Genomic DNA, 24,123 nt, shown 5'->3' with positions numbered 1-24,123 from the left:
TTTAAGGGTATAAACTTACACTTCTAACGCAAATATCATAAAAATATTTTCAGATTCTTACTTTTTTTGTACCTTGAATTTTAAAAACAACACAACCCATACTGAACTATGGAACAAATATTACATTATGTCTGGAAACACAGGCTATTCCAAAACGATCTGACTATGACAGACGGCACTCCCATTGAGGTTTTGGATGTCGGTTTATATAATACGGATCAGGGTCCCGACTTCTTCAATGTCAAGATAAAGGTAAATGATAATGTCTGGGCAGGCAATGTAGAAATACATACTTCTTCCGAAGAATGGAAACACCATAAGCACGATACCGATAAGGGGTATAACTCAGTAATACTTCACGTAGTAGAGCGTGCAACATGTGAAATAAGGAACGAAGATGGGCGGATTATTCCTCAATGTGAGATCAAATATCCGAAGCACATTAAAGAAAATATCGATTTCCTTTTGAGCGCCGATGTATCAGTTCCTTGTTGTAACTACCTTCGTGATATACCGTCTTTGCATATAAACGGTTGGATCAACTCTTTGATGCTCGAACGATTAGAACGTAAATCCGGAGATATTATCCGTTTGTACGAACGGCTCGAAAGTTCGTGGGCAGATGTCTTTTATGTTATCCTTAGCCGGTCTATGGGATTTGGTCTCAATTCGGATGCATTCGAGAGGTTAGCTTTGAGCCTTCCCTTGAAATATATATTGAAACAGGGGGATAATCTGCTACAGATCGAAGCTCTCCTTTTCGGACAGGCAGGATTGTTATCCGAATCGGATAAAACGGATAGTTACCTCGAAAGGCTAAAGCAGGAATATGATTTTTTACGAAATAAATATTCCTTAATTCCGCTAAGTAAGGAGATATTCCGGAACTTACGCAGCCGTCCTACGGGGTCGCCTGTAATACGTATTGCCCAGTTGGCGGCCTTACTGCAAAATATTCAGGGTGTATGTGCCAAAGTATTGTCGAGCAAAGACGTAGGGCAGATACGCCTTTTGTTTCAGGTTAATGCATCAGAATACTGGCAGACACATTATTTTTTCGGAGAAGAATCTCCCCGTAAAAATAAATATATAGGAGATGCCTCACTGGATGTGATGATTATTAACGCCGTAGTGCCATTGGTTTTCTCATACGGGAAGCGTATTAACGATGAATCGTATATAGACCGGGCTATCGGTTTTCTGGAAACAATTAAACCAGAATCGAATTCTATTATAAAGCAGTTTGCCAACTATGGATTAATGAGCCGGAACGCATACGACACACAGGCATTGATACAGCTTAAGCGCGAATATTGTGAGAAGCGGAAATGCTTGTATTGCAGAATAGGCTATAGGATACTCTCGGGTAAATGAATGTATTATTATTTACAAAAATCAAAGTATTTCAAATCTAAAGACTTACTTTTGCTGATCGTTCTGATTCAGAAAAAGAGAAACAAGAGGTTTCTTATCACAATTCACAACAATAAGGTTAGTTGATGGATGTAAAATCGTTATTTAGAAGGAAAGATATTAGTAGGGGAGGATACGGCGAAGAGATATCCGATTATGGGTTAAAGAGAGTTTTGGGTGTTAAAGACCTCACATTATTTGGTATTGCAGCTATAATCGGCGCAGGTATTTTCAGTACAATAGGGCGGGCGGCTTTCAATGGTGGTCCTGCTGTATCATTGTTATTTGTGTTTGTGGCTTTTGCCTGCGTATTCACAGCTCTTTGTTATGCCCAGTTTGCGTCCATGATCTCTACCAGCGGAAGTGCTTATACCTATACATATGCAACATTGGGCGAATTATTTGCCTGGGCTATCGGTTGGGCTCTGATACTCGAATATGCTGTCTCTAATATGGTTATAGCTATTTCGTGGTCGGGTTATTTTACTACTATGCTCGAAGGTTTTGGATTGCATTGGCCACACTACCTGTCTATTGGCTATTTGTCTGCATATGAGGCATATAAACAGGCGCTTTCGGGAGCAACAGATTTACCGTCTAATGTTTTATTGGCCTCCGAAACATATCGTACCGCGCCCGTATTTATGGGAATGAAAGTCCTTGTAAATATCCCTGCCGGAGCAATTATTGCCATATTAAGCGTTCTGGTTTTTGTCGGGATTAAAGAATCCAAGGTTGTAAATAATTTACTTGTATTTCTTAAAATAGGAATTATACTACTGGTTATTTTCGCAGGGTGTTTTTTTGTAAAGCCCGAGAACTGGTCGCCATTTGCCCCTAATGGTATACAAGGCGTCCTCGGTGGTGTAGCCGCTGTATTCTTTTCATTTATAGGGTTCGACTCGATATCCACCACTGCCGAAGAGTGTAAAAACCCACAACGAGATATGCCCCGTGCCATGCTTTACTGTCTGGCGGTCTGTACTGTATTGTATATAGGCATAACACTTGTATTGACGGGCATGGTCAATTTTAAAGAACTGGGTGTGGATGATCCGTTAGCTTATGTTTTCCAGAAAGTGGATATGGATATGATTGCCGGAATCGTTTCGGTTAGTGCTGTCGTAGCTATTACCAGCGCCATATTGGTATTTCAGATAGGGCAGCCCCGTATATGGATGACTATGAGCCGCGATGGCCTTCTTTGGCCCCGTTTCGGAAAAGTACATCCTAAGTACAAGACTCCTACATTTGCTACTATCGTTGCAGGTATTCTGGTTTGTGTTCCTTCTCTGTTTCTGGATATGCAATTTGTTGTCGATCTGACAAGTGTAGGGACATTCTTTGCATTCATAACAGTATGTTCGGGTGTTCTTTATCTTGATTATAAAGGTTATAGTAAAAAGGCCAAATTCAAAGTACCGTATATCAACGGGCAATATATCGTAGGTCTTTTGTTTCTGGCAATGGCTGCCTTTTTCCTCTTTAAGATGGACTATAAATCAATCATTGAGGAAAAGCCCTTGCTACTTATATTCTGGTTGACATGGATCGGGTTATCAATTGCTGCCTACCGGTTCCGGTTCTCATTATTACCGACAGTGGGTATACTGATAAACTTATACTTAATGACCGAGTTGGGGTGGTCTAACTGGTATATGTTTTTGATCTGGTTAATTATCGGTTTGATCGTTTATTTTCTTTATGGACATAAAAAGAGTAAATTAGCCGCCTCAAATAAAGAATAAGATGATTTCATTTTTAGACCTCAGAGAAACTAATTCGCAGCATCTGTCAGAGATTGAAGAAGCTATACTGCGTGTAGTACGTTCGGGATGGTATATCTTGGGCAAAGAAGTGGAGATGTTTGAGTCATCTTTTTCCCGATACTGCGGAGCTAGATATTGCATCGGGGTGGGAAACGGTTTTGATGCTATATCTTTAATAATCGATGCCTACAAACAACAGGGAATATTCAGTGAGGGAGATGAAATAATTGTTCCTGCCAACACATATATCGCAACTATATTAGCTATCAGTGAAAATGGTATGACTCCTATTTTGGTAGAGCCTGATATAAATACATATAATATCGACCCCCGAAAAATAGAAGAAAAAATAACCAACCGTACTAAGGCAATACTTACAGTCCATCTTTATGGACAGCTATCACCCATGAGGGAACTGAAAAATATAGCCGAAAAATATAACCTGAAGCTAATAGACGATGCCGCTCAGGCTCATGGAGCAGTTTGCGATGGACAGAAAGCCGGAAATTTGTGTGATGCTACCGCATTCAGTTTTTATCCGACTAAAAATCTGGGAGCATTGGGCGATGCAGGGGCTGTGACTACGAATGATACCGAACTACAACAGATAATAAGGTCATTGGCCAATTACGGTACGACAACTAAATACATTAATAAATATAAGGGAAAGAATTCCCGTTTGGATGAAATACAAGCAGCGGTTCTTTCTGTAAAACTAAAATATCTGGAAGACGAAATCTCTGCGAGAAGGAATCTTGCAGGACAATACTTGGATAAAATAACAAATAAATCAATAGTCTTACCTCTTGTTTCAGATATACACCAACATGTATTCCATTTATTTGTAGTGCGTTGTACGGAAAGAAACAAATTGCAGCAATATTTGTTAGATAATGGAGTCCAGACTCAAGTTCATTATCCTGTACCTCCTCATAAACAGGAGGCATATAAGGAGTGGAATGGTTTGTCGTTTCCTGTTACAGAGCAAATCGCCGGAGAAATATTGAGCCTGCCTTTACATGTTGCATTACAATCGGGAGATGTCGATTTGGTTTGCGATGTATTGAACGGTTTCCAATTGTAATTATTTGTTGCCGGATCGAACAATAGATATATTTAGTTAAACAGTAATATTTAATTAGTTACTTAAAATCTTTGATAAAAGGCCGGTTTCCGGTTAAATTATTAGACACACTATGGGTACAAACAAAAAGCATAGAGTTCCCTTTGGTCCATTAGGTATTATAATGGCTATCGGGGTGGTGTACGGCGATATAGGTACTTCGCCTCTCTATGTAATGAAGTCGATCCTGGAGGCATTGCCTGATAATCAGTTGTCGAGACCCGATTATATAATCGGTGCTGTTTCTTGTGTTATATGGACTTTGACTATTCAGACTACATTAAAATATGTAATACTTACCTTGAGAGCCGATAATAACGGTGAAGGAGGTATATTGGCTCTGTATGCTTTGATCAGACAAAAATTCCGTTGGGCATACATTATAGCTGCGCTCGGCGCTGCGACTCTACTTGCCGATGGAATTATTACTCCGGCGATGACTGTAATAACCTCTATGGAAGGGCTGAATAATATTGTACCCGAAGTACCTATTGTTCCGGCCACATTAGTTATCGTTATCGGACTGTTCCTTATTCAACCATTGGGAACAGGTTCACTCGGTAAATATTTTGGAACCATGATGCTCGCTTGGTTTATAATGATGGGTATAGTAGGAGCGAGCCATGTCATCCACGATTTTAGTGTATTCAAAGCATTTAACCCGATGTATGCCATTCGATTCCTGATACATGCCCCTCACACAATGTTTATACTGGGGGCGGTATTCCTTTGTACTACGGGTGCCGAGGCTTTATATTCGGACTTAGGGCATTGTGGCTTAAAAAATATTCAGATATCATGGATATTTGTGAAATCGATGCTTATCATTAATTATCTGGGGCAGGCGGCATGGATTATCGACAATCCGGGAATCGTTCAACATGGTATCAATCCTTTCTTTGCAATGATGCCTTCGTGGTTTAGTTTTATCGGAGTACTGATGGCCACAGCTGCTTCTATTATTGCGAGCCAGGCATTGATAAGCGGATCGTTTACAGTTATCAGTGAAGCAATTTCTCTGAATCTCTGGCCTAATGTGAAGATAAAGTACCCGACCAACATAAAAGGGCAGATGTATATTCCTTCGATCAATTTTATAATGATGATACTTTGTATTATTATCATATTGATGTTCGAATCGTCGTCACGTCTCGAAGCTGCTTATGGTTTGGCAATAACACTAAGTATGTTGATGACTACCATGCTGTTATTCCTTTATTTCAGGGAGACGCGTAAGCCTCTGTGGTTTAGCCTTCCGATATCGATTTTCTTTTTCGTGATTGAATTTAGTTTCTTTGTTGCGAATATGCAGAAATTTGCGCATGGCGGTTTCGCTTCGATATTCATAGCAGGTATCATATTCTTTATGATGTATTCGTGGTTTAACGGACGAAGAATCAAAAGGCACTATACTACTTATGATCAGATAAATGAAGCGTATCTGAACCATATCAATGAAATTAGCGAAGACTCGACTATACCCAAAAGTGCGACCAATCTGGTTTATATTACCAGTGCCAATAATAAAAATGCACTTGAGAGTAAGATCACCTATTCGTTATTCAATAAGTTCCCGAAGCGGGCTGATACCTATTGGTTTGTCCGGATCAAAAGAACAGATAGCCCCTATGAATTTGAGTACGATGTAAAAACTTTTGTTCCCGGTAAAGTCTTCCGTATCGACCTTCGTATAGGTTTTAAGGTAGGAGTCCATGCCGATAAGTATGTGAGGCTGATATGTAATAAGATGGAGAAGGAAAATCTGGTAAATCTCGAGTCCAGATATCCATCTATGCATGGAGCACGGGGCGATTTTGCCTTCTTTGTGGTAGATCGTATTTTCCGTAATATAGAATTAAGCGCTGGACAGCAAATTATACTTGCCTTCTATAATTTAGTAAAACGACTTAGTACATCCGATACGCAAATGCTCGATCTCGACCCGTCTTTTGCTGTTGTAGAAACTGTCCCATTGGTAAATGTTAACCACAAAGATGATATTTTATCGAAATTACTTCATACATCAGAATTTGGGGGGAATGAACAGAAGTAATGGTCTGTCTTTAAATAATCAGACCGTTAAGTAATTTGAAATAATATTCGATGGCTTCACGTATCTCATCCAGAATGATATATTCATCAGCAGTATGTGAGCGTGCTGACTCGCCGGGCCCCATTTTTACTGAAGGAAAGTTCATTAGAGCCTGATCCGACAGGGTAGGAGAGCCATATGGCTCCAAACCGGCTATAATAGCCCTTTGCACAAAAGGATTTTCCAAAGCTATTTTCGACGAATTAAGCCTGAATGAGCGTGGCTTTACTTCACAGTCGGTATATTTATTTATAATCTCGAAAAGTTCCTGGTTAGAATAGCATTCGTTGCTGCGGACATCTACAACAAAAGAGCACGTATCCGGCACTACATTGTGTTGTGTGCCTGAACTGATCATGGTAACTGTCATCTTAACCGGGCCTAGCAGATCGCTTGAGTCTGCAAACTCATGTTTTCTAAACCATTCTATATCTTTAAGCGCTTTATAAATAGCATTTATGCCCTCGTTCCGCGCTGCATGGCCCGACTCGCCGTGTGCAGTACAGTCAAGAACCATTAATCCTTTTTCAGCTACAGCCGGATTCATTCCGGTAGGTTCTCCTACAATAGCAAAATTGGGTTGAGGTATGGATTGCAAAGCTAATTCCACACCGTTTTTTCCGGAAACTTCTTCTTCGCACGAAGCCAGAAATATAAGGTTATAGTCCTGAGGTTTTTCCGTTAACATGAAGAATGCATGTAATAGACTTACCACACTGGCTCCTGCGTCATTACTGCCCAAGCCATATAGGCGGTTATCATCAATAACAGGCTCAAAAGGGTTTTTAGTCCATGCTGAAACCGGCTTCACTGTGTCGATATGCGAATTGAGTAGTATAGTTGGTTTTGTTTCGGAATAGTCCGGAGACTTTATCCAGATATTGTTGCCAATCCTCGAAGGCAAGTGGCCTTTTGCACGGATATACATTTCGATCATATCCGCAACTTCATTTTCCTCTCTGCTGAACGATGGGATGGAAATCATTTTTTTCAAAAGCTCTACTGCTTCGTAGTACAATTCGTCTATATCTTGAGCCATTGTCGGTATGGTATCTGTAGAATTAATAATTAGATAAACCGATAACAAAGGTAGTGAAATATTTACTCGAACTTCCTTATCTTTGTTATCAAAGAAAACTTAACTACAATACAATGGTCACTATCCCTATCGAAGAACGCGAATTTATAGAAGGAACAATCAGAAGTTGTAAGGAATGTTTTGTCGGTATGATTGATACCGAAGGATTTCCGTATGTTATCCCAATGAATTTCGGGTACAAAAACGATGTGGTATACCTGCATTCGGGACCCGAAGGAAATGCCATCCGTTCATTGACTCAAAATCCGAATGTGTGTATAACTTTCTGTACCGATTCGGAAATAACACACCAGAATGAAGAAGTAGCCTGTAGCTATCGTGTACGGGGTAGCAGTGTGATTTGCAAGGGTAAGGTCGATTTTGTGGAGGACTTTGAAGAGAAAGTAAATATTCTCGATATTCTTATGGAACAATACTCTGACCAGAAATTTAAGTATTCCGATCCTGCTGTACGTAATGTCAAAGTATGGAAAGTAGAAATAGAAAAAGTTTCGGGACGGTTGTTTGGAGTTCCTTACAAAGAATCCCATCAATACAAATAAGAAATGAAAAAGATAGGTCTATTGTCTGATACGCATAGCTATTGGGACGAAAAATATAAAATTCATTTTGCCGATTGCGACGAGGTATGGCATGCCGGTGATATAGGTACGGTTGGTTTAGCATTGAAGTTCGAGGCTTTCAAACCATTCCGGGCAGTGTACGGCAATATTGACGGAGCAGATTTACGTGCTGCTTATCCCGAATTTCTCCGGTTTACCATTGAAGGTGTAGATGTTTTGATGACTCATATCGGAGGTTATCCCGGAAGATACGATCCCCGTGTAAGGAATATTCTCCAGACCAATCCTCCGAAGTTATTTATCTGTGGACATTCGCACATACTCAAAGTGATGTATGATAAGAAGTATACCTGTCTCGATATAAATCCCGGTGCGGCAGGTAAATATGGGTTTCATAAAGTCCGTACCCTGCTTCGCTTTATTGTCGAAGACGGTAATATCAGAGATCTGGAAGTAATAGAATTATCAGATTAGCCGTATATTATTTAAGAAAATCACAAACTAAATCAAATGTTTTTATAAATTGCCCGGTAACCTGTTCTTTTATGTTATTCAGTGCGGGGAACGGATCTTCGTGAGTATATTTATAAGGAAAGTCCAATACATCGACTTTGATAGGTATATCTCTGTTCACACCTTGCAACGTGTTGATAACTTCGTATGCCGGAACTACGGTGTCTTCGCTTAATGTAATAGCATAGATGCGGTCGCTCATCTCTCTGAACTTTTGCTCGCGATACCGGGTGAGAGTTTTATAATTGAGCATGCTCCGGAAATTAACTCCTTCCGGGTGAATCTCACTGAGATAATGACGCAGCACTTCGTCACGCTTCATATGGCTTTCCAGGTGTTCCACTATGTATGAATACAGGCTTACGTTTGCTTCACTGTCCAGTATAAACTTCGAAACAGGCGACAGGCGGTTAAATACAGCTCCTCCGCAGAACGAAACAAAACGGGAATTGGAGAAGTAAGCGTCTTTATTAGTCATCATCAGGATTTCGGAAAGAAAACTACCGATGGAATACGAGAAAAGATCTATGCTTGTATCTTTATCTATAAACAGATGCTTATCGTTTTTTATCTCCGTAATAAGGTCGATTACATCGTAGTAGGTTTGGAGCCCCGACCATATAAACCGTTGAGGCTTATTGTGCAACCGTGTACTGATCGCCACATTGGAGAGGCTTGAACCTATAACATCCGGATGTCTTTTTTTCCGGAGTTGGCTTATCGTATACATCTCGCGGGTATTGCTCCAGATAGCCGGAGCCCGGTTCATATGGAACGCAATAGGAAATAAGATGACGGATTTCCCTGTTTTTTCGACTATATATCTGGCCCAAGGCAAATATTTATTCCAGTGTTTTTCGTTGAATCCATGAAACATTAATACCACGCCTTTTGTTTTAGTTTCCGTTTTAGGCATGATTATGTGGTATCTGAACTTAATATTTTCAAGGATTTCGGCATCCCTTTTGTTCAGCATATCCTGAATCACATCAGGTTCACAATCGGGTTCAGTTAGCGGATACTCGTATTCATCGAGATTTCCGGCTCCTCCCGGAAGAATAAAACGGTATTTTGATTCGAAATTAAAATTTCTCAGTATTGTCTTATCATCAATATCGACTTCGTTTTCATCGTAAGATTCGATATCTTTCAGATGATTATATAAATCAACATATTCCATAAAAAGTATCTATAGTTGTATTTTATAAGTATCGTATACAATGCCTCTCGCCCCGAAACCTTCTTTTTGCGAAATCAGACCTTCGTTAAGGATATTTCCGCCTTGTTCGGTTGATGTCCCGAAGTCAAAATGTTTATTTAATGTTTTAGCCCGGGTGATGAGATAATCGAAGAGCAGATCCAATGCTCCGAGCTGCCTGCCTTCATCAGACGCAGAGATGTATTGAGCATGTATTACCTGCACAGACTCGAAAGTAACACATCCGGCAATAACTTTACCTTGGTAATTTACTTCAAATAGCCTTATTTCGTTATCGAACTTCGATTTTAGATATTCAATTTCGGATAAGGTGTGTACCGGTTTCACAGAATGCCTTTTCATCAGATTTTCTTCGAGTACCTGCCAAAACATAGTAAAGTTATTACTTTCCGATATACTTAGACCTATGTTTAATGCTTTTTTTATCCCTCTTTTTCTCAGCTCAGTGTAGTTAATTGATGCACCGTTGTATATGCATGACGATATATTACGGGATATTAACTCCCCTTTATTACGGAATAGGGCATACAGGTCTTCTTCTGCCGGAAACTGATGATATATATGTGGTATAGGTTTGTATATAAACTGTTTGAAACCTTCTGTTGTAAGGAATAAACGAAGTGAGCCGAAGATGTCCAGCATCAGAGCTGTAGTCATTGATTTATCAGTTATTATACCTCCGTAGGTTAGCCCCTGATGGGAATATAAAGTACTGTCATTACCTCTATTGGCTGGTAGTAATGCTACTATTTTATTTTTTTTGAGAAAAAGGAGAGAAAAATCAGTAATCCTATCTTTGTGGTATTCAACGAAGTCTCTGTAGAAAAGGAATGTACTGTTTTTCGAAGAAGCCACAAAGTTATTCCAGTCAGAATATAGTCCTTTATTATAGATTGCTGGTGTTATTTCCATAAAGCTGCTTATAATCACTGTATTTACGAATATAATCCTCTTCGGTATATACCTCGGATGTAAGAACAAGGCAAATTGCCCCCGATGAATAATTAAATTCTTTGGTCCAGATACCCGGCAATATATGAATTCCTTGCATAGGACGATTCATATTTACGACTCTTTTTTCTCTGCCATCATCGATTTCTACATCAAAACTTCCTGATGCTGCGACTATGAACTCATGGCAATGTTTATGAGCATGCATCCCCCGTTTTTTTCCGAAGGGGATATCATATACAAAGAATATCCGTTTTACATTGAATGGAATATCAACCGAGTTGTGTATCGGAGTCAGATTGCCGGCTCTGTTGCGTATTACCGGTAAGTCTATAATCTCACAGTCTTTGGAATTGTTATACTGAAGTTCCCGGTGTTGAATCAAAATATCAGGTTGGGGTATCTCCGAAACTTCATGATCGTCTTTGATGTATTTTTTGAAAGACTTAAAGTTTCTGATATATTCGGATTCATCGTATTTTCCGGATGATATAACTAAGCATACCGAGTTTGTTGCGAAGTTATCTATACAACGCCACATTTTAGGCGGAACATAAAGTGCTTTGTGGGAACGGTTGAGATGATACTGTCGGTTTTCTTTTCCATCGTTGAGGGTGACATCGAAGCTACCCGACAGGGCAATTATGATCTCATGCTGGTTTTTGAATGCGTGGCTACCCCGTTTCTGTCCTCCCGGAACATCATATATCCAGTATACACGGGCTATTTTGAAAGGAATCTGTCCGCCTTCTTCCAGAAATGAAAGATTACCCCTTGAATCTTCTTTTTTAGGAAGATCCAGTAGATATTCGGTTATTTTTATCTCTTTAGCCATGGCTCAGGATTTAGTTTGGTGGTTCCCTGCCAAAGCTGGAAGTGAAGCTGTGAACTGCCTGTATCCGAATCCGTATATATCTGGCCTAAAGCCTGTCCGGCTGTAACCTTTTGCCCTTGTTTAACACTTATCTGCTGTATATTTCCGTAAAATGTATAATATCCGCCATGGCGTACGATAATGCAATTATTGTAACCCGGAAAGGCTACTACACGTGTAACTTCCCCACCGAATACCGCTCTGGCCTGTGCACCAGCCTTGGCTTGTATGTCGATACCTCCGTTATTGGTTGTTACCCTGAATTTACTGTGCTGATGCGTTCCGAAACGGCCAACAATACTATATGTTCCGGTAACCGGCACAGGTAGTTTTCCTTTATTGGCGGCAAAATTTGATGAGAGGGCAAAGTTTTCCTTAGTTACTACGACTTTAGTCGATGTACTTACTTCTTCCACTTCGGGTACACTGGTATCCTTATCCGGTTCGGTTCTCGATTCTGTTTTGGTCTCCGGTTTTGTTGTAGTGGCTGTACTTTTCTCTGAAGCTGCTTTTCGTTTAGCTTCAGCTTCGGCTTTTCGTTTTGCAGCAGCTTCCCTGCGGGCTTTTTCTTTTGCCAAACGACGGGCTTCCCGTTCCTGACGGGCTACTTCTTGTGCAATAAGCTTCTCTATCTGGGCATTCAGATTGTCAGCCTGTTTTTGTTTTGTACTTAATATGTCCTGTAGCTCTTTCTGCTTTTTTCCGGCATCGTCTACCTCTTTTTTATGCGTTTCTTCTTCCTTTTGAAGGTTTGATTGTTCTATCTCGCGGGATGACAGCAAAGCTAATTTATCGGCTTTTGATTTCTGGAGGCTTTCTCTCTTTTCCCTCAAAGTTTCTTGCTTTTCCCGTATGTCTATAATTTGCTGATTGCGCCAGTCAGAATAGTCTTTCAGATATTTCATCCTCCGCAATGATTCGCTTAATGATTTTCCGGAAAGAATGAAAAGCAGTTTATTCATCCCCTGCTTTTTCAGTACTACACTTTCCATTGCTTTGGCGTACGATTTTTGTTGATCTTTCAGTTTGATTTCAAGATCTTTTATTTCACCTTCGGTGATGGTCTGCTGCTTGGTTATAGCATTAATTTCCTGCCCTAGAAGAGATATTACCTGCTGCCGTGAGTTGATCTGCTCTGATAACATACTGATTCTGTTAAGCAGGGTAGAGGTACTCTTTTTAGTTTGGTCCAGTAGCAATGTGGTGTTTTCTATTTCGCGCAAAGCTAATTTCCGTTTTTTTTCCAGTTCTTTAATTTGATTTGTCTGGGCAAAAACAGATAGGGTAGAAAATAATAATATTACAGACAGAACCAACGTTCTCATTTTATATAGTTTTTGAGAATATCTAAGATTGAAACTTTTTCGTATTTAGATGGAAGGCTCCTGTCGATAGTCAGACTTTTGTTAAACTCCAGAGAAGAGTATGACATATTTAATTTCACTTGTTTCTTCTTAATATTTACACTGGCCTGCATGGAAGATGGATATATAAAACCGCTTTCTTTGACAAAGTCGCTATAGTTCCATGATAACGCATAATTATTGTCGGGACTTGTTATCTTGGTAGATGATACACGGTCGTTGGCATCTACCGAAAAATGGTACTGAAAGCCTTTCCGGTCGCTTGTTAGCAGATAATACAAACCTCCTTGCATGGTTATGGTATATGAGTCATAGTCTTTTTTCTCTATGGTATTCTTTCCCGGAATAAATAGAGCATTGGTAAACAATGCCTGCATATTGTTGTAGTTGAACTGGATATTCTTTTGTTTTTCCAGATTATGGATACTTTCTACTGCATATTTTTTTGATAACCGGTCGATCACGTATACCGAATCGGGAGTTATATTGACTCTGAAAACTTCGGAGTTGATAAATGGTGCCCGAAGTGATAATTGTATTTCCTTGTCTTTAATCAGTTTAATCTGGCTGTTGACCTTCATTCCCGAAGTCTGATTCCCGGTAATTAGCTCAAGTGCTACTTTTCCGCTAATTGTAGTATAGTCAATCTGGGCAGCCAGCGCATCATCCAGCAATTGTTCCTGAGTTTTAGAAACTACGGAACCGTCGGTGGATATAATATTTTTCTTGCTCTTACAACCAACAAAGGCTACAAACAAGGCAAGTATAAGTAAGGATTTGTAAGCGAAAGATGTTTGGCTGCGAGTATTCATTTATATAATTATTTATTAGCAGATTCAGCTATATATGTTTTTGTTTCAATTTTCTTGTCCAGAGTTTTTGAGTCTGACCCTTTTTCTTTGGCTTTTTCCCAATATTCGAGTGCTTTCTCTTTTTCATCGGTCATATACAACACATCTCCGTAATGTTCGAGAACTTCGGAAGATATGTCTTTTTCTTTCTCTTCGCTGTATTTTACGGCACTTTCGAGATAGATCTTTGCAGTTGTATATGCTCCCTGCACAAACAGAACCCATCCGTAAGTGTCGAGGTAAGTAGGGTTTGTCGGTTCAGCCTTAATAGTAATACTGCTCATACTCTCTGCCCTCGAAAGGTCTTTCCCTTTAATGGATAGGTAATAGCTGTAGTTATTAAGTACACCCAGATTCTGCGGATTGTATTTAAGGGCTACTTCGTAATCGATAAAAGTACTGTCCTCTTTGTCCAGCTCGTGATATATGTTTCCTCTCTGGCTATGAAACTCAGACAACAAGTTAGCGTTCGACGGATCGGCAAATTCAATTCCTTTATTGATCGTTTCCAGTGCTTGCCTGTATTCTTTCTTCTGGAATTCGCCGATTGATTGGTAGAAGTAGAAAAGCGGTTCTTCGGGCAAATAAGAAATTGCCGATTTACAAACACTTATCAATTCGTCAATACTATCCAGGTCGGTCGATTGCAAAAGTTGTTCCCATCCCGTCGGGTTAGTAGGATCTGATTCCGCATAAATGCGGTACTGGAAGTTGGCCTCTTTTTTCCTGTTTTCAACCATTAGCAGGTTTCCGTATAACAAGTTGAATTGGGCTTCCTGAGGATATTCCACCATCAACGAATCCAGTATTTTATTTGCCTGTTCCAGATCTTGCTTATTCTGCTGTAAGATGGTTATGTATTGAGTCAGAATACTAAGCTTGGTATCAACATCCATTTTAGGATTGAATAGGGATGACATTAATTCCTTTTCGGCGGTCTCCTGATCTCCTGTGGTCTGGTAATAATTTGCCATGGAGGTAATAAGGAAAGGATCATCGGCATCTATCGTTTTTGCCTTGTTGAATGAAGCCAGAGCTTCTTTGTTCTTCCCGTCCTGCATATAAAGATTCCCTAATAAAACGTAGTATCTGATGTCGTTAGGGTTCTTATCAATGTATTTTTGTACTTCGGCATAGGCCTTTTTCTTATCATTGAGAGCCGAGTAGAGTTTAAACTTTTGGAGTGTGAATTTTTCATTCATACCCATTGTCCGCTCAAGGTCATTCAGTGCCTCGATTGATTTATTGAAATCTCCGTCGAAGCGATATACTTCCGACAGGTACATATAAAGTTCTACCTTCATCGGATTATCTTTTATCAGCTTTTGATAAATAGCAGCAGCTGTTTTAAAGTCTTGCTGTTCGATAGAACTTCCTGCCAGCGCCATATTATAAAAATAATTATCGGGGCTGTATTGTACTGCTTTCTTATAATATCTGTAAGATTCGTCTTTGTTTTTCAGAGAATTGAAGAAATTACCCATTTCAAACAATACATTCGCGTTTGTAGAGTCTATCCGCATACAGTATTGTAAATAGTCGTATGCAGCAGAGTACTGTTCCAGTGACTTGGCAGTCATTGCATCATAAAAATAATTATCGAATTTCCGGCGATCTTCGGTCGATAACCGATCGGGAGTATTGGACTGGGCTGAAATACTGATTACTCCGGATAAGAAAGCAAATAGCAGATATATCGAAATTTTGTTTTTTTGCATAAAAGTCAGTTTGTTGAGACGGTTATTTTCCAGTATGACCAAAACCTCCTGCACCACGTTCGGTTTCATCCAGACTGTCGGTTTCTGACCATTCTACACGTGCATGGGCAGCTACAACCATTTGACAAATCCGTTCTCCGTCTTTAATAACAAAAGCTTGGTTAGAAAGGTTGACTAAGATTACACAAATTTCACCTCTGTAATCGGCATCGATTGTTCCGGGTGAGTTTAAGACAGTCAGTCCATGCTTTAAAGCCAATCCGCTGCGTGGACGTATTTGTGCTTCGTACCCTTGCGGTAATTCAATGTATAAACCGGTGGGAACCAATGCTCTTTCGAGAGGTTGGAGTGTTATATCAGCATTGATATTGGCTCTTAAATCTAATCCTGCGGAATATTCGGTTGCGTATTCGGGTAGTGCGTGGCGTGATTTATTTATAATCCTGACGTTCATCGTTTTTTTATCTAAGTCATTATAATCAAAAAGTCCGGAAACTTATTTCCTGCGAAATTAATTATTTCTTTATCAAAGATAACCGAAAAAACAAAAATCTTAACGTTTAATGAGATTTAGCAGGCTTAAAATAGGAAATATTCATTATTACTACCGCTGCAATGATTAAAACTATGCCACCCCATTGCATAATACTTATCTCTTCACCCAAAACCACCCGTGCCATAGTTACCGATACGGGTAATTCTATAGATGCCAGTATGCTGCCCAGGCCTACACCTACAATGGGCATCCCTTTGGTAAATAAGAGCGGAGGCAGTACTGTTCCGAACAAGGCAATGATAATACCCCATCTCCAAAGGACATTGATATCGAATTGGTTATATAACGAGTATCCCCAGATAATAGTTACAATAGATACCGATCCTATAAGCATATACAAACTGCGGCTTAATGGAGGGTAGGAAGATGCTATATTGTTAGCGACTAACAGGCTGCACGAGTATGACAGGGCGGCCATCAAACCCCAGGCTACTCCTCTCCAATCGAGGGTGATATCGGAGGCTAATAGATTGGTTGCTAAAACTGTACCGATAAGTATGACAACTATTGCTATCATCTTGTTAGTGGTAGGCTTGGTTTTATTAACAAAAAAGTCGATTACCGAACCTATCCATACCGATTGCATTAACATGACAATACATACCGAAACCGATGTGTAATTGAGAGACATATAATAAAATGAGCTTGTAAGCCCAAACGGTATTCCTCCTAAAATAAGTTTCCATTTCATTTTGCCGGGTAATCTGCGGGCTAGGGCAGTCGGCTTTGCTATATTCCTCACTACATTCATGACCAACAGAGCCAGAAATCCGACAAAGGCTTGGGCGAAAGTAAGTTCGCCGGTTGAATAACCTTCTTTTCCTCCTAATTTTACAAGGACAGCAAGCACACCATAGCATGCCGATCCTATAGCAACTATGATTATACCTTTTATTATCTTGCTATTCATGTTTGTTTATTTAAATTAAATAATGTGTTTTTCTTTCAAATCGTTAAACAGCCCGTCACAGGCATCTTCAAGTAGATCAAGTACCAGTTCGAAACCATCGGCTCCGGAATAATAAGGGTCGGGTATATGATCGTAAGTATATTTTTGGGAGAAGTCGACCATACGACGAACTTTCTTTTGTGATTCTAAATCGGGGCTCAGTCGTATAATATTACTATAGTTACTGTCGTCCATAGCAATGATAAGATCAAAATTATCGAAATCGTCTTCGGTGAACTTACGGGAGAGTGAGTCGAAATCATAACCCCTATGGCTTCCATGGTTTCGCATTCTTCTGTCAGGCAAGTCTCCGTTATGATATCCTGATGTTCCGGCAGAGTCTACTTCAATCCGGTCAGACATATGATGATCAGATATGATTTTCTTCATAATTCCTTCTCCGGCCCGAGACCTACATATGTTCCCGAGGCAGACAAAGAGGACTTTATAATTTTTCTGATTATCAATATTTTGCATTTATATATTATTTTTGGTTTACTATGTGGTTTACATAATATGTAATCCACTATTACAAATATACCCTATTATTTTGAAATACTTTGTCATGTTTATTTAATCTTACTTAACTAAAACATGTTAAATATCAATTTCATTGTTATCTTTGCCACTTGTTAAAAAAACAGATTGTATATCGATGGATAAAGAAATATTTTTACAGTTCGCTGAATCGTTAAAGTTAGTTCGAAGAGCAAGGGTAGAGGATTTTATTAAAGATAAAAATGTTGATGATATTTATACAGATTTACTTCCTAGTAATGCAATTATCAATAAATTAAATTTACCTAGAACAACGCTTCTTGTTGGAAGGAAAGGGACAGGAAAATCTACGATTTTTCAAAAATCACAAAAAGACTTAATCGAGAACAAGAAATGTATCTCACTATATATAGATGTTAAATCTTTATATGATAACTCAACACCTACAATTTCTGATGAGATACCTAAATTCTCATCGGACGAAACGCATAAATGCCTATTATATAGCCATCTAATCAAATTGATAGTACTTGAAACCAAAGCTAAACTTGACGATTTTGTAAAACAATCTATTCTTCAAAAAATATTGGGATTTGAATATGAAAAGATTCAAGAAATAGAAAATGTTTTAAACAACATAGAGGAATCCATTATAGATGTTATCAAAAAAGTAAATATTTCTCTTGTGACTTCATACAAAAATACTCAAGAACAAAAAGATGGTGAAGAGTTTAGTTGTAATGTAGAAATTTCCAAGAATCCTAGTTTATCAGTGGGAAGTAAAGAAACTTCTAATGGTTTCTTAAAAAAAGAATTTGAATCGAAACTTATTACATATTTAGATATACGAGCTTGCCTTATAGACAATTTATTGAGGATAAAAGAGGCATTACAAATTGACCATTTATATATATTTTTAGACGACTACTCTGAGATTAATGAAGAGGCTCAAAGAATATTTATGGATTGGTTCATTGCCCCATTAAATAATCTCTCTGCTGACTTTGTTAAATTCAAGATTGCTATATATCCGCATCGTTTTTATTATGGGAAATTAGATAACTCTAAAATAGATGAAATTTCTCTGGACTTTTTTGATGCATATTATACTTTTGAGAAAAAAGTTGATATTTCAAAAATGGAACTTTTAGCACTAGATTATACAGACAGACTAATAACTAAAAGATTTAATCTTTTCTTTTCTTTTCAAAAATGGGATACTTTTTTTTCAATTAGTAAAGGTGAGTTAGTTGATTTACTTTTTAGTGTTTCATTTAATAATCCAAGAAAAATAGGATATATACTCTCATATTGTTATGAATCATGCCTTATTCATGGAGTTAAAATCAATAGAGATGCTGTTGAGAATGCAGCTTTACGCTATTATAATGATGTGGTTTTGAAATATTTTATTGCAAATAATTTTGTGACAAAACCTTTTAACGATAAAATATCGAATGAACATCAGTTTGAGTTACTTTTTAAGATAATAGAAAGACAAAAACTCAATATTTCTACTGCATATAGAACTAGAATGAAAGGGAAGCCTGGGAATCATTTTATTATTAATACTAATCTAAACCATTTATTAAGCAATTTGGAATTAAATGGTTTTTTGTCTACCTATAATTGTACCAAAGACAAAAATGATGAATTGTCTACTATCTATTCGTTGGATTTTGGCTTATGCAAAAGACACAATATTAATTTTAATCGAGCATATACAGAGAAGTTGATTAATTATTTTGCTTTACCTCGATTCAATATGAATATTCTTGTTCTTGATTATTTTAATAAAACACAAGTCATTAAATGTTCACAAGGGCATGAATTTCCATATAAAATGCATAATACTTTAAAAAGTTATAATATGAAATGCCCGACTTGTTTAGAAAATGATATTATAACAAGGTGCGAGGTTGTTATTTCAAATGAAGAAATTAAAGACAGGCTTAAACTTATTGAAAACAAAAATATACAAAAAACTACTTTTGATGAATTTATTTTGTTGGATTATTTGCGAACAATAAATAAATCTGTAACTATATCTAAAATTTCCAATTCTCTTGACCGAAGCGAATTGTCAGTAAAGATTCTTCTGTCAAAATTGCAGGAAAGAGACTTGGTAAAAGAAGACATTGAAGTAAGTCGTGCTTTAAGAAAAGACCATTATATGATATCCAATACAGGTGGCAAATTTGTAGATAGGATAAATAATATTATTGAAAATAAAATTAAAGAACAAAAAATTACAATATAAGTTTTCTATATGGAAAACTCTTTTTTCACTCTTTGCACAGTCGCACTTCCAAAGCCTGTCAGTTTAGCAATATTCCGAACAGAATAACCACGTTTAAGTAAGTATATAACTTCTGAATATTCTTGCTTTTTTTGTTCTGTTGTTTTGATAGAGCCTTTTTTGCGTCCAAGTTTGCCCCCATTGGCAATATAAGTTGCCCGTCCCGAATTTAGGCGATATTGAATGTTTTGGCGTTCGATATTCGACATTTCAGCCATTACAGTCAAAATGATTGATGCGATTGGGTTGATTTGTTTGTCTTCTGTAAGTGTATTGATAGATAAATTTTGCACGTAAACATTCACACCATTTTCGTGTAAAGCTTCCAATGTTTTCAACACCTGTAAAGTTGAACGTCCAATGCGTGAAAGCTCCGAACAGAGCAAAGTGGATATTTTTTCAGAGATACAAAAATCTATACACTCCATCAATATGGTGCGTTCCTCATTTTTCTTCGCCCCTGATATATGTTCTGTAAAAACCTTTACTATCTCGAAGTCGTTTTTGTTTGCATAGTTGGTAAGGTCGTTTATTTGGCGGTCTGTATTTTGTCTGTCAGTTGAAGAACTTACACGAGCGAAAATTACGGCTGTTTTCATATCTGTATCAATTAGTATTATATTACTAATACAAATGTACGGGTCCTTTTTGTGTTATCAAAATATTCTTTAATAAAAATGATGACAGTTAAAGATGTAATCATTAATGAATTGTAGATTTATTTGATAACACTCATGGATTGATAACAAAATACATTATTAAAGAATAATTTTTATCTTTGTATTAGCTAAAAGGCAAGGTGTTGTTGTATTTAGCTACTTCTTAGATTTATAACGTATGTCGTAAAAGCTTTGGGAATCTTCAAAACCACTACATTTAAGGATTCTACCCTCAGAGCAGATGTGATGTATGTACCGATAGGGTGCATACATCGGTGTCTGTTGGTAGAGGGTTCGTAGTGGTTCCTGAAGATTAATAGCATCGGTGTTATGCACTTTTTTATGGGAACAATTTATTTATGCCTATTACTACCTTTCATATCTATTATATTCATAAATATAATAAGACCTTATACATTCATTTTTAATTACAAACATTTACCATATCCATAATAGAATAATGCTAAATATATACCATTTAGCATTATATCTATTTTGTGTAGAATAAATTTTAACATTATAAATAACTAATTCTCAATTTATGAAAAAGATTAATTCTTTATTCTTTGTGTTTATTGCACTATGCTTACTACTGTTTAATTCTTGTAGTTCTGACTCTGATGATGAAGATAATATACAAACTAATGAAACTACTATTATACAAAACTGCATTAAAGATAAATTCTTTATGATTGAAGATATTGCGTATCATTTTGTTGATGATAAAAATGTTGATGTATGGAGTAATATCGCTATTGAGGATGGAGAATATTATTATCAATATAAAAGGCATACATATAAGGTATATATTGATAAATCATATATTGGTATTGATAATGTAATTAAGCCATTATTATATACATCAGAAAATAAAGAGATTTACATTTACGACAATAAGCAAAACAAAATAAAGGGTATTATAAAACCTGATTATTTTAAACCTGAATCCAAAGAACCGAATAATCCCCAAGAACCTGAAAAACCTATAATTAAATTAGATACTATTGATTTTAATAAAGAAAGATTTGAACAAATAGTATTCTCATTTGATGAAAAGCCCAATGGAGCTTCATCTACATATAATCCAAAATCGACAATGAATATATTATTTGGATATAGTAGTAATACTAACAGTAATAGCAATAATATAATTAAAATCAAAGGAATATTAAAACAAGTCCCTAATAGCTATAAAGAATATAATATAAGCAAATATGCATACGATTTCTATGATTATGTCATGAATGACAAAAGCCCTATTATTATACAATATAAAGATGACAATAAACAATTTTCTGATACAATCCAAAGACCAAATTATATGTGGTGGCAATATACTCTATTGAATAATCAAATTATGTATCTTGATTTTATCGGGAAACATGCATATTATAAAGGAAGATTTAATTTTGATTTATCAAAAAATACAATGTCATGGACTGACGCAATAGATTTAGAAAATGGATATATAAATCTTAATGCAGATAAGTTGAAATATACAGATGTCAAACTATCAGAAAGTAAGATAGAGGTATGGAATATTAATACAGGTGAAAAATATTACAAAAAACAGGGAGTATTAGATATAAATTTCAATGATAGTTTTAAAATTCAATTAAATAGTGATGATTTTTCTATTGAAGCAAAAGAAGATGCATTATCTATGCTATTAGCTAAAAAAGGAAAAAACAATGAAATTAAACAAATATCATTTATTGGTAATGGTGTTTATAATACCATTGATTATAATAGATTTTTGAAAAATGTTACTAAAAGAGAATGGACGATTGATGATGAAAAATTAATCTTGAATATCCATACTAATACACATCAATCTAAAATGATTATTCCTATAAAAGATTTTATCAATGAATAATTTAACTGCTATCACAAAAAATAATCTATATTTTTATCTATAATTAATCATTAATAATATGAAAAATTTAAAACTTATTTTAATTATTATATTGATGTTATTAATCAATTACTCTTGCTCTAATAGTGGTAATAGTTCTTCTAACCCTACTAATGGATATTATTCCTTTAATGCTAAATTGAGTGCCTTAAAACCGCTTAATATTAAACTGAAATTATATGAAGATAAAACTATAAAGATGACTATTGATAATGGATGGCAAGAATGGGGAGGTAGTTGGGATTATTATCATAATGGAATAAAAGTAGAAACATTGAGAGGAGATGTACTATTTTTAAGAGATGGATATGTTTATGATGGCTACGACAATGAAAAAGCAAAACATGATGGTACACCATATACAAAGATTACAGATACTCAAACAAATGCTAATAATCAGGAAAATAAACCTCAATCAAATATCAATAAAGAAACAACTTCATTATATAATTGGATTTTAGGAAATTGGTCTGCTTATATTGATGGAATGGGTATAATTAATCTTACAATTAGAGATAATAATACATTAAAGTTGAAAGGCATTGAGGGTACATATTTTATTAAAGATAGTGAACTTTATGCAACATTAGGAAATGAAAATATAACTATGCACTTGAATAGCTATGATAAGCTAATCAGCATTGGTAATGGATATTCATTTAGAAAAGATAATAATGAGAATAGCATTAGTAAAGAGTTGATAAATAGTACTCCGCAAGAAGATAATAGTAAAGAAATTACTACAAGATTTGTTGATAAAAAAACATATTTTCATTCTGAGCCAAATAAAGAAAGTGTACAAAAAACATATTTGGTTGAAAATGATTTAGTAAATATATTAAAAGAAGAAAATGGGTTTGCTTATGTTGAATATGTGAATATGGAAGGCAATACGACAAAAGGATGGCTTAAATTATCCGATTTATATATACCATAAATAAAATATCTAATTAAAAAGGTTGTTTGAAGAACAACCTTTTATTTTTTTTATAATCTTTTTAAAGCGAACGCACGTAAGATAATCTATTTTTTGCACTAACATTTACTTAATATATTAGCTATTAATTGAGTATGTTAAAATAGAGAATAATATACAATTCGGAACACATTGCCGTACGTGTCAAGTTGCTTAAATTATTCTTGCTTTTTCAACTCATTATTTACATATTCACGTATAATTTTAGAAGAATTTTTCTTATATAAATCCAATTCTTTTTTCAAAATATCAATTTCAACTTGAAGTTTATTATTGTTATCTTCTTCTGATAATGATTGAAGAATACTTGTTATAATATGTATTCTATCCTCTTTTTTATGCTTAATTGATTGCTCAATTATTTTATCCTTCTTCATTAAATTTGCCATAATACTATATTAATAAATTATTATTGAGACAAATATAATTAATTTTTAGGAATATCTATATAAATCACTCATTAGAAGGTTTATTTGGAATATTTTCCCATGCCATTTTTAACGAATTACTAATTTTTTTGCGTGTTTCTTCACTCCTTTTTTTACCATAATTAGGGTTGTTACAGCCCTGTTTTTTGATGGACATCAAAGTTTTAGTTGCCTCTGATGCCTCACGAAATAAACGTTTTGCCATGTCTTCTGTAATTATTATTATCATTATTTTTAATTTTGTACTATATTAAACTATATTTATATATAATATAAATATTATACAATTTGGAA

22 protein-coding genes are annotated in these 24,123 nt (G+C 36.2%); 9 read left to right on the top strand and 13 right to left on the bottom strand.

All coding sequences use genetic code 11. The features are described 5' to 3' along the window. Positions 1-108 precede the first annotated feature (108 nt). The 4 genes from BUC12_RS10565 to BUC12_RS10550 all read left to right on the top strand — a co-directional run bounded on the left by BUC12_RS10565 (position 109) and on the right by BUC12_RS10550 (position 6,358). Positions 109-1,374 carry a DUF2851 family protein gene (locus BUC12_RS10565; protein ID WP_062179403.1) on the top strand — a complete coding sequence of 422 codons (1,266 nt, stop codon included), beginning with the start codon at positions 109-111 and terminating at the stop codon, positions 1,372-1,374. Between the two features lie 125 nt (positions 1,375-1,499). Beyond that, positions 1,500-3,161 (top strand): APC family permease, encoded by a 1,662-nt coding sequence (locus tag BUC12_RS10560; RefSeq protein ID WP_062179399.1) that lies wholly within the window; start codon positions 1,500-1,502, stop codon positions 3,159-3,161. A 1-nt stretch (position 3,162) separates the two neighbouring features. Next, positions 3,163-4,266 (top strand): DegT/DnrJ/EryC1/StrS family aminotransferase, encoded by a 1,104-nt coding sequence (locus tag BUC12_RS10555; RefSeq protein WP_062179396.1) that lies wholly within the window; start codon positions 3,163-3,165, stop codon positions 4,264-4,266. A 112-nt stretch (positions 4,267-4,378) separates the two neighbouring features. Then, on the top strand, positions 4,379-6,358 hold the full coding sequence (locus BUC12_RS10550) for a KUP/HAK/KT family potassium transporter (RefSeq protein ID WP_062179393.1): 1,980 nt from the start codon (positions 4,379-4,381) through the stop codon (positions 6,356-6,358). Between the two features lie 10 nt (positions 6,359-6,368). On the opposite strand, the gene BUC12_RS10545 is transcribed toward BUC12_RS10550, so the two are convergent. After that, positions 6,369-7,436 (bottom strand): M20 family metallo-hydrolase, encoded by a 1,068-nt coding sequence (locus tag BUC12_RS10545; RefSeq protein ID WP_062179391.1) that lies wholly within the window; start codon positions 7,434-7,436, stop codon positions 6,369-6,371. Positions 7,437-7,549: 113 nt separating this feature from the next. On the opposite strand from BUC12_RS10545, the gene BUC12_RS10540 reads away from it, so the two are divergent. After that, positions 7,550-8,038 (top strand): pyridoxamine 5'-phosphate oxidase family protein, encoded by a 489-nt coding sequence (locus tag BUC12_RS10540; RefSeq protein ID WP_062179388.1) that lies wholly within the window; start codon positions 7,550-7,552, stop codon positions 8,036-8,038. A 3-nt stretch (positions 8,039-8,041) separates the two neighbouring features. Continuing rightward, positions 8,042-8,533, top strand: a complete 492-nt coding sequence (locus BUC12_RS10535; RefSeq protein ID WP_062179385.1) for a metallophosphoesterase family protein — start codon at positions 8,042-8,044, stop codon at positions 8,531-8,533. Positions 8,534-8,540: 7 nt separating this feature from the next. Here the strand turns inward: BUC12_RS10535 and BUC12_RS10530 are convergent, their stop codons facing one another. The 9 genes from BUC12_RS10530 to BUC12_RS10490 form a co-directional block, all read right to left on the bottom strand. Then, the gene (locus BUC12_RS10530) at positions 8,541-9,752 is read right to left on the bottom strand and encodes a DUF6051 family protein (RefSeq protein WP_062179382.1); all 1,212 of its coding nucleotides are present in this window, start codon (positions 9,750-9,752) and stop codon (positions 8,541-8,543) included. A 9-nt stretch (positions 9,753-9,761) separates the two neighbouring features. Further along, positions 9,762-10,703: a GNAT family N-acetyltransferase gene (locus tag BUC12_RS10525; protein ID WP_062179379.1), complete on the bottom strand. Its 942-nt coding sequence runs from the start codon at positions 10,701-10,703 to the stop codon at positions 9,762-9,764. Further along, complete coding sequence (locus BUC12_RS20360) at positions 10,678-11,577, bottom strand: WxcM-like domain-containing protein (RefSeq protein ID WP_070808580.1); 900 nt, start codon at positions 11,575-11,577, stop codon at positions 10,678-10,680. The genes BUC12_RS10525 and BUC12_RS20360 overlap by 26 nt, the downstream gene beginning before the upstream one ends. Beyond that, positions 11,562-12,941 carry a murein hydrolase activator EnvC family protein gene (locus BUC12_RS10515; RefSeq protein ID WP_062179376.1) on the bottom strand — a complete coding sequence of 460 codons (1,380 nt, stop codon included), beginning with the start codon at positions 12,939-12,941 and terminating at the stop codon, positions 11,562-11,564. The genes BUC12_RS20360 and BUC12_RS10515 overlap by 16 nt, the downstream gene beginning before the upstream one ends. Further along, entirely contained in the window at positions 12,938-13,792 is an 855-nt protein-coding gene (locus BUC12_RS10510; protein WP_062179373.1) for a DUF4292 domain-containing protein, read from the bottom strand. The genes BUC12_RS10515 and BUC12_RS10510 overlap by 4 nt, the downstream gene beginning before the upstream one ends. Positions 13,793-13,800: 8 nt before the next feature. Then, complete coding sequence (locus BUC12_RS10505) at positions 13,801-15,549, bottom strand: tetratricopeptide repeat protein (protein WP_062179370.1); 1,749 nt, start codon at positions 15,547-15,549, stop codon at positions 13,801-13,803. A gap of 22 nt (positions 15,550-15,571) precedes the next feature. Beyond that, a complete protein-coding gene (gene dut / locus BUC12_RS10500; protein WP_062179367.1) occupies positions 15,572-16,003 on the bottom strand; it encodes a dUTP diphosphatase in 432 nt (143 codons plus the stop codon). A gap of 106 nt (positions 16,004-16,109) precedes the next feature. Further along, a complete protein-coding gene (locus tag BUC12_RS10495; RefSeq protein WP_062179365.1) occupies positions 16,110-17,015 on the bottom strand; it encodes an EamA family transporter in 906 nt (301 codons plus the stop codon). A gap of 15 nt (positions 17,016-17,030) precedes the next feature. Next, on the bottom strand, positions 17,031-17,531 hold the full coding sequence (locus BUC12_RS10490) for a low molecular weight protein-tyrosine-phosphatase (protein WP_062179361.1): 501 nt from the start codon (positions 17,529-17,531) through the stop codon (positions 17,031-17,033). A 178-nt stretch (positions 17,532-17,709) separates the two neighbouring features. Here BUC12_RS10490 and BUC12_RS10485 point away from each other — a divergent pair, with 178 nt between their 5' ends. Next, a complete protein-coding gene (locus BUC12_RS10485) occupies positions 17,710-19,812 on the top strand; it encodes a hypothetical protein (RefSeq protein ID WP_062179359.1) in 2,103 nt (700 codons plus the stop codon). Positions 19,813-19,817: 5 nt separating this feature from the next. Here BUC12_RS10485 and BUC12_RS10480 read toward each other — a convergent pair whose 3' ends face one another. Then, positions 19,818-20,450, bottom strand: coding sequence for a recombinase family protein (locus BUC12_RS10480; protein WP_062179356.1), 633 nt, complete (start codon positions 20,448-20,450; stop codon positions 19,818-19,820). A gap of 601 nt (positions 20,451-21,051) precedes the next feature. Here BUC12_RS10480 and BUC12_RS10475 point away from each other — a divergent pair. Next, entirely contained in the window at positions 21,052-22,386 is a 1,335-nt protein-coding gene (locus BUC12_RS10475; protein WP_062179352.1) for a hypothetical protein, read from the top strand. A 58-nt stretch (positions 22,387-22,444) separates the two neighbouring features. After that, positions 22,445-23,362, top strand: coding sequence for a hypothetical protein (locus BUC12_RS10470; protein ID WP_062179349.1), 918 nt, complete (start codon positions 22,445-22,447; stop codon positions 23,360-23,362). Between the two features lie 197 nt (positions 23,363-23,559). Here BUC12_RS10470 and BUC12_RS10465 read toward each other — a convergent pair whose 3' ends face one another. Together BUC12_RS10465 and BUC12_RS10460 are read right to left on the bottom strand one after the other, a co-directional pair. Further along, the gene (locus BUC12_RS10465) at positions 23,560-23,790 is read right to left on the bottom strand and encodes a hypothetical protein (RefSeq protein WP_062179346.1); all 231 of its coding nucleotides are present in this window, start codon (positions 23,788-23,790) and stop codon (positions 23,560-23,562) included. A gap of 64 nt (positions 23,791-23,854) precedes the next feature. Further along, complete coding sequence (locus tag BUC12_RS10460; protein WP_062179343.1) at positions 23,855-24,058, bottom strand: NUMOD3 domain-containing DNA-binding protein; 204 nt, start codon at positions 24,056-24,058, stop codon at positions 23,855-23,857. Between the last annotated feature and the right edge of the window lie 65 nt (positions 24,059-24,123).

The organism is Indolivaga macrotermitis, assembly GCF_900128985.1.
GTDB classification, from domain to species: Bacteria; Bacteroidota; Bacteroidia; order Bacteroidales; family Dysgonomonadaceae; genus Dysgonomonas_A; species Dysgonomonas_A macrotermitis.
Note: the sequence above shows the minus strand (reverse complement) of the source record. Positions and strands in the feature narration are given on the sequence as shown.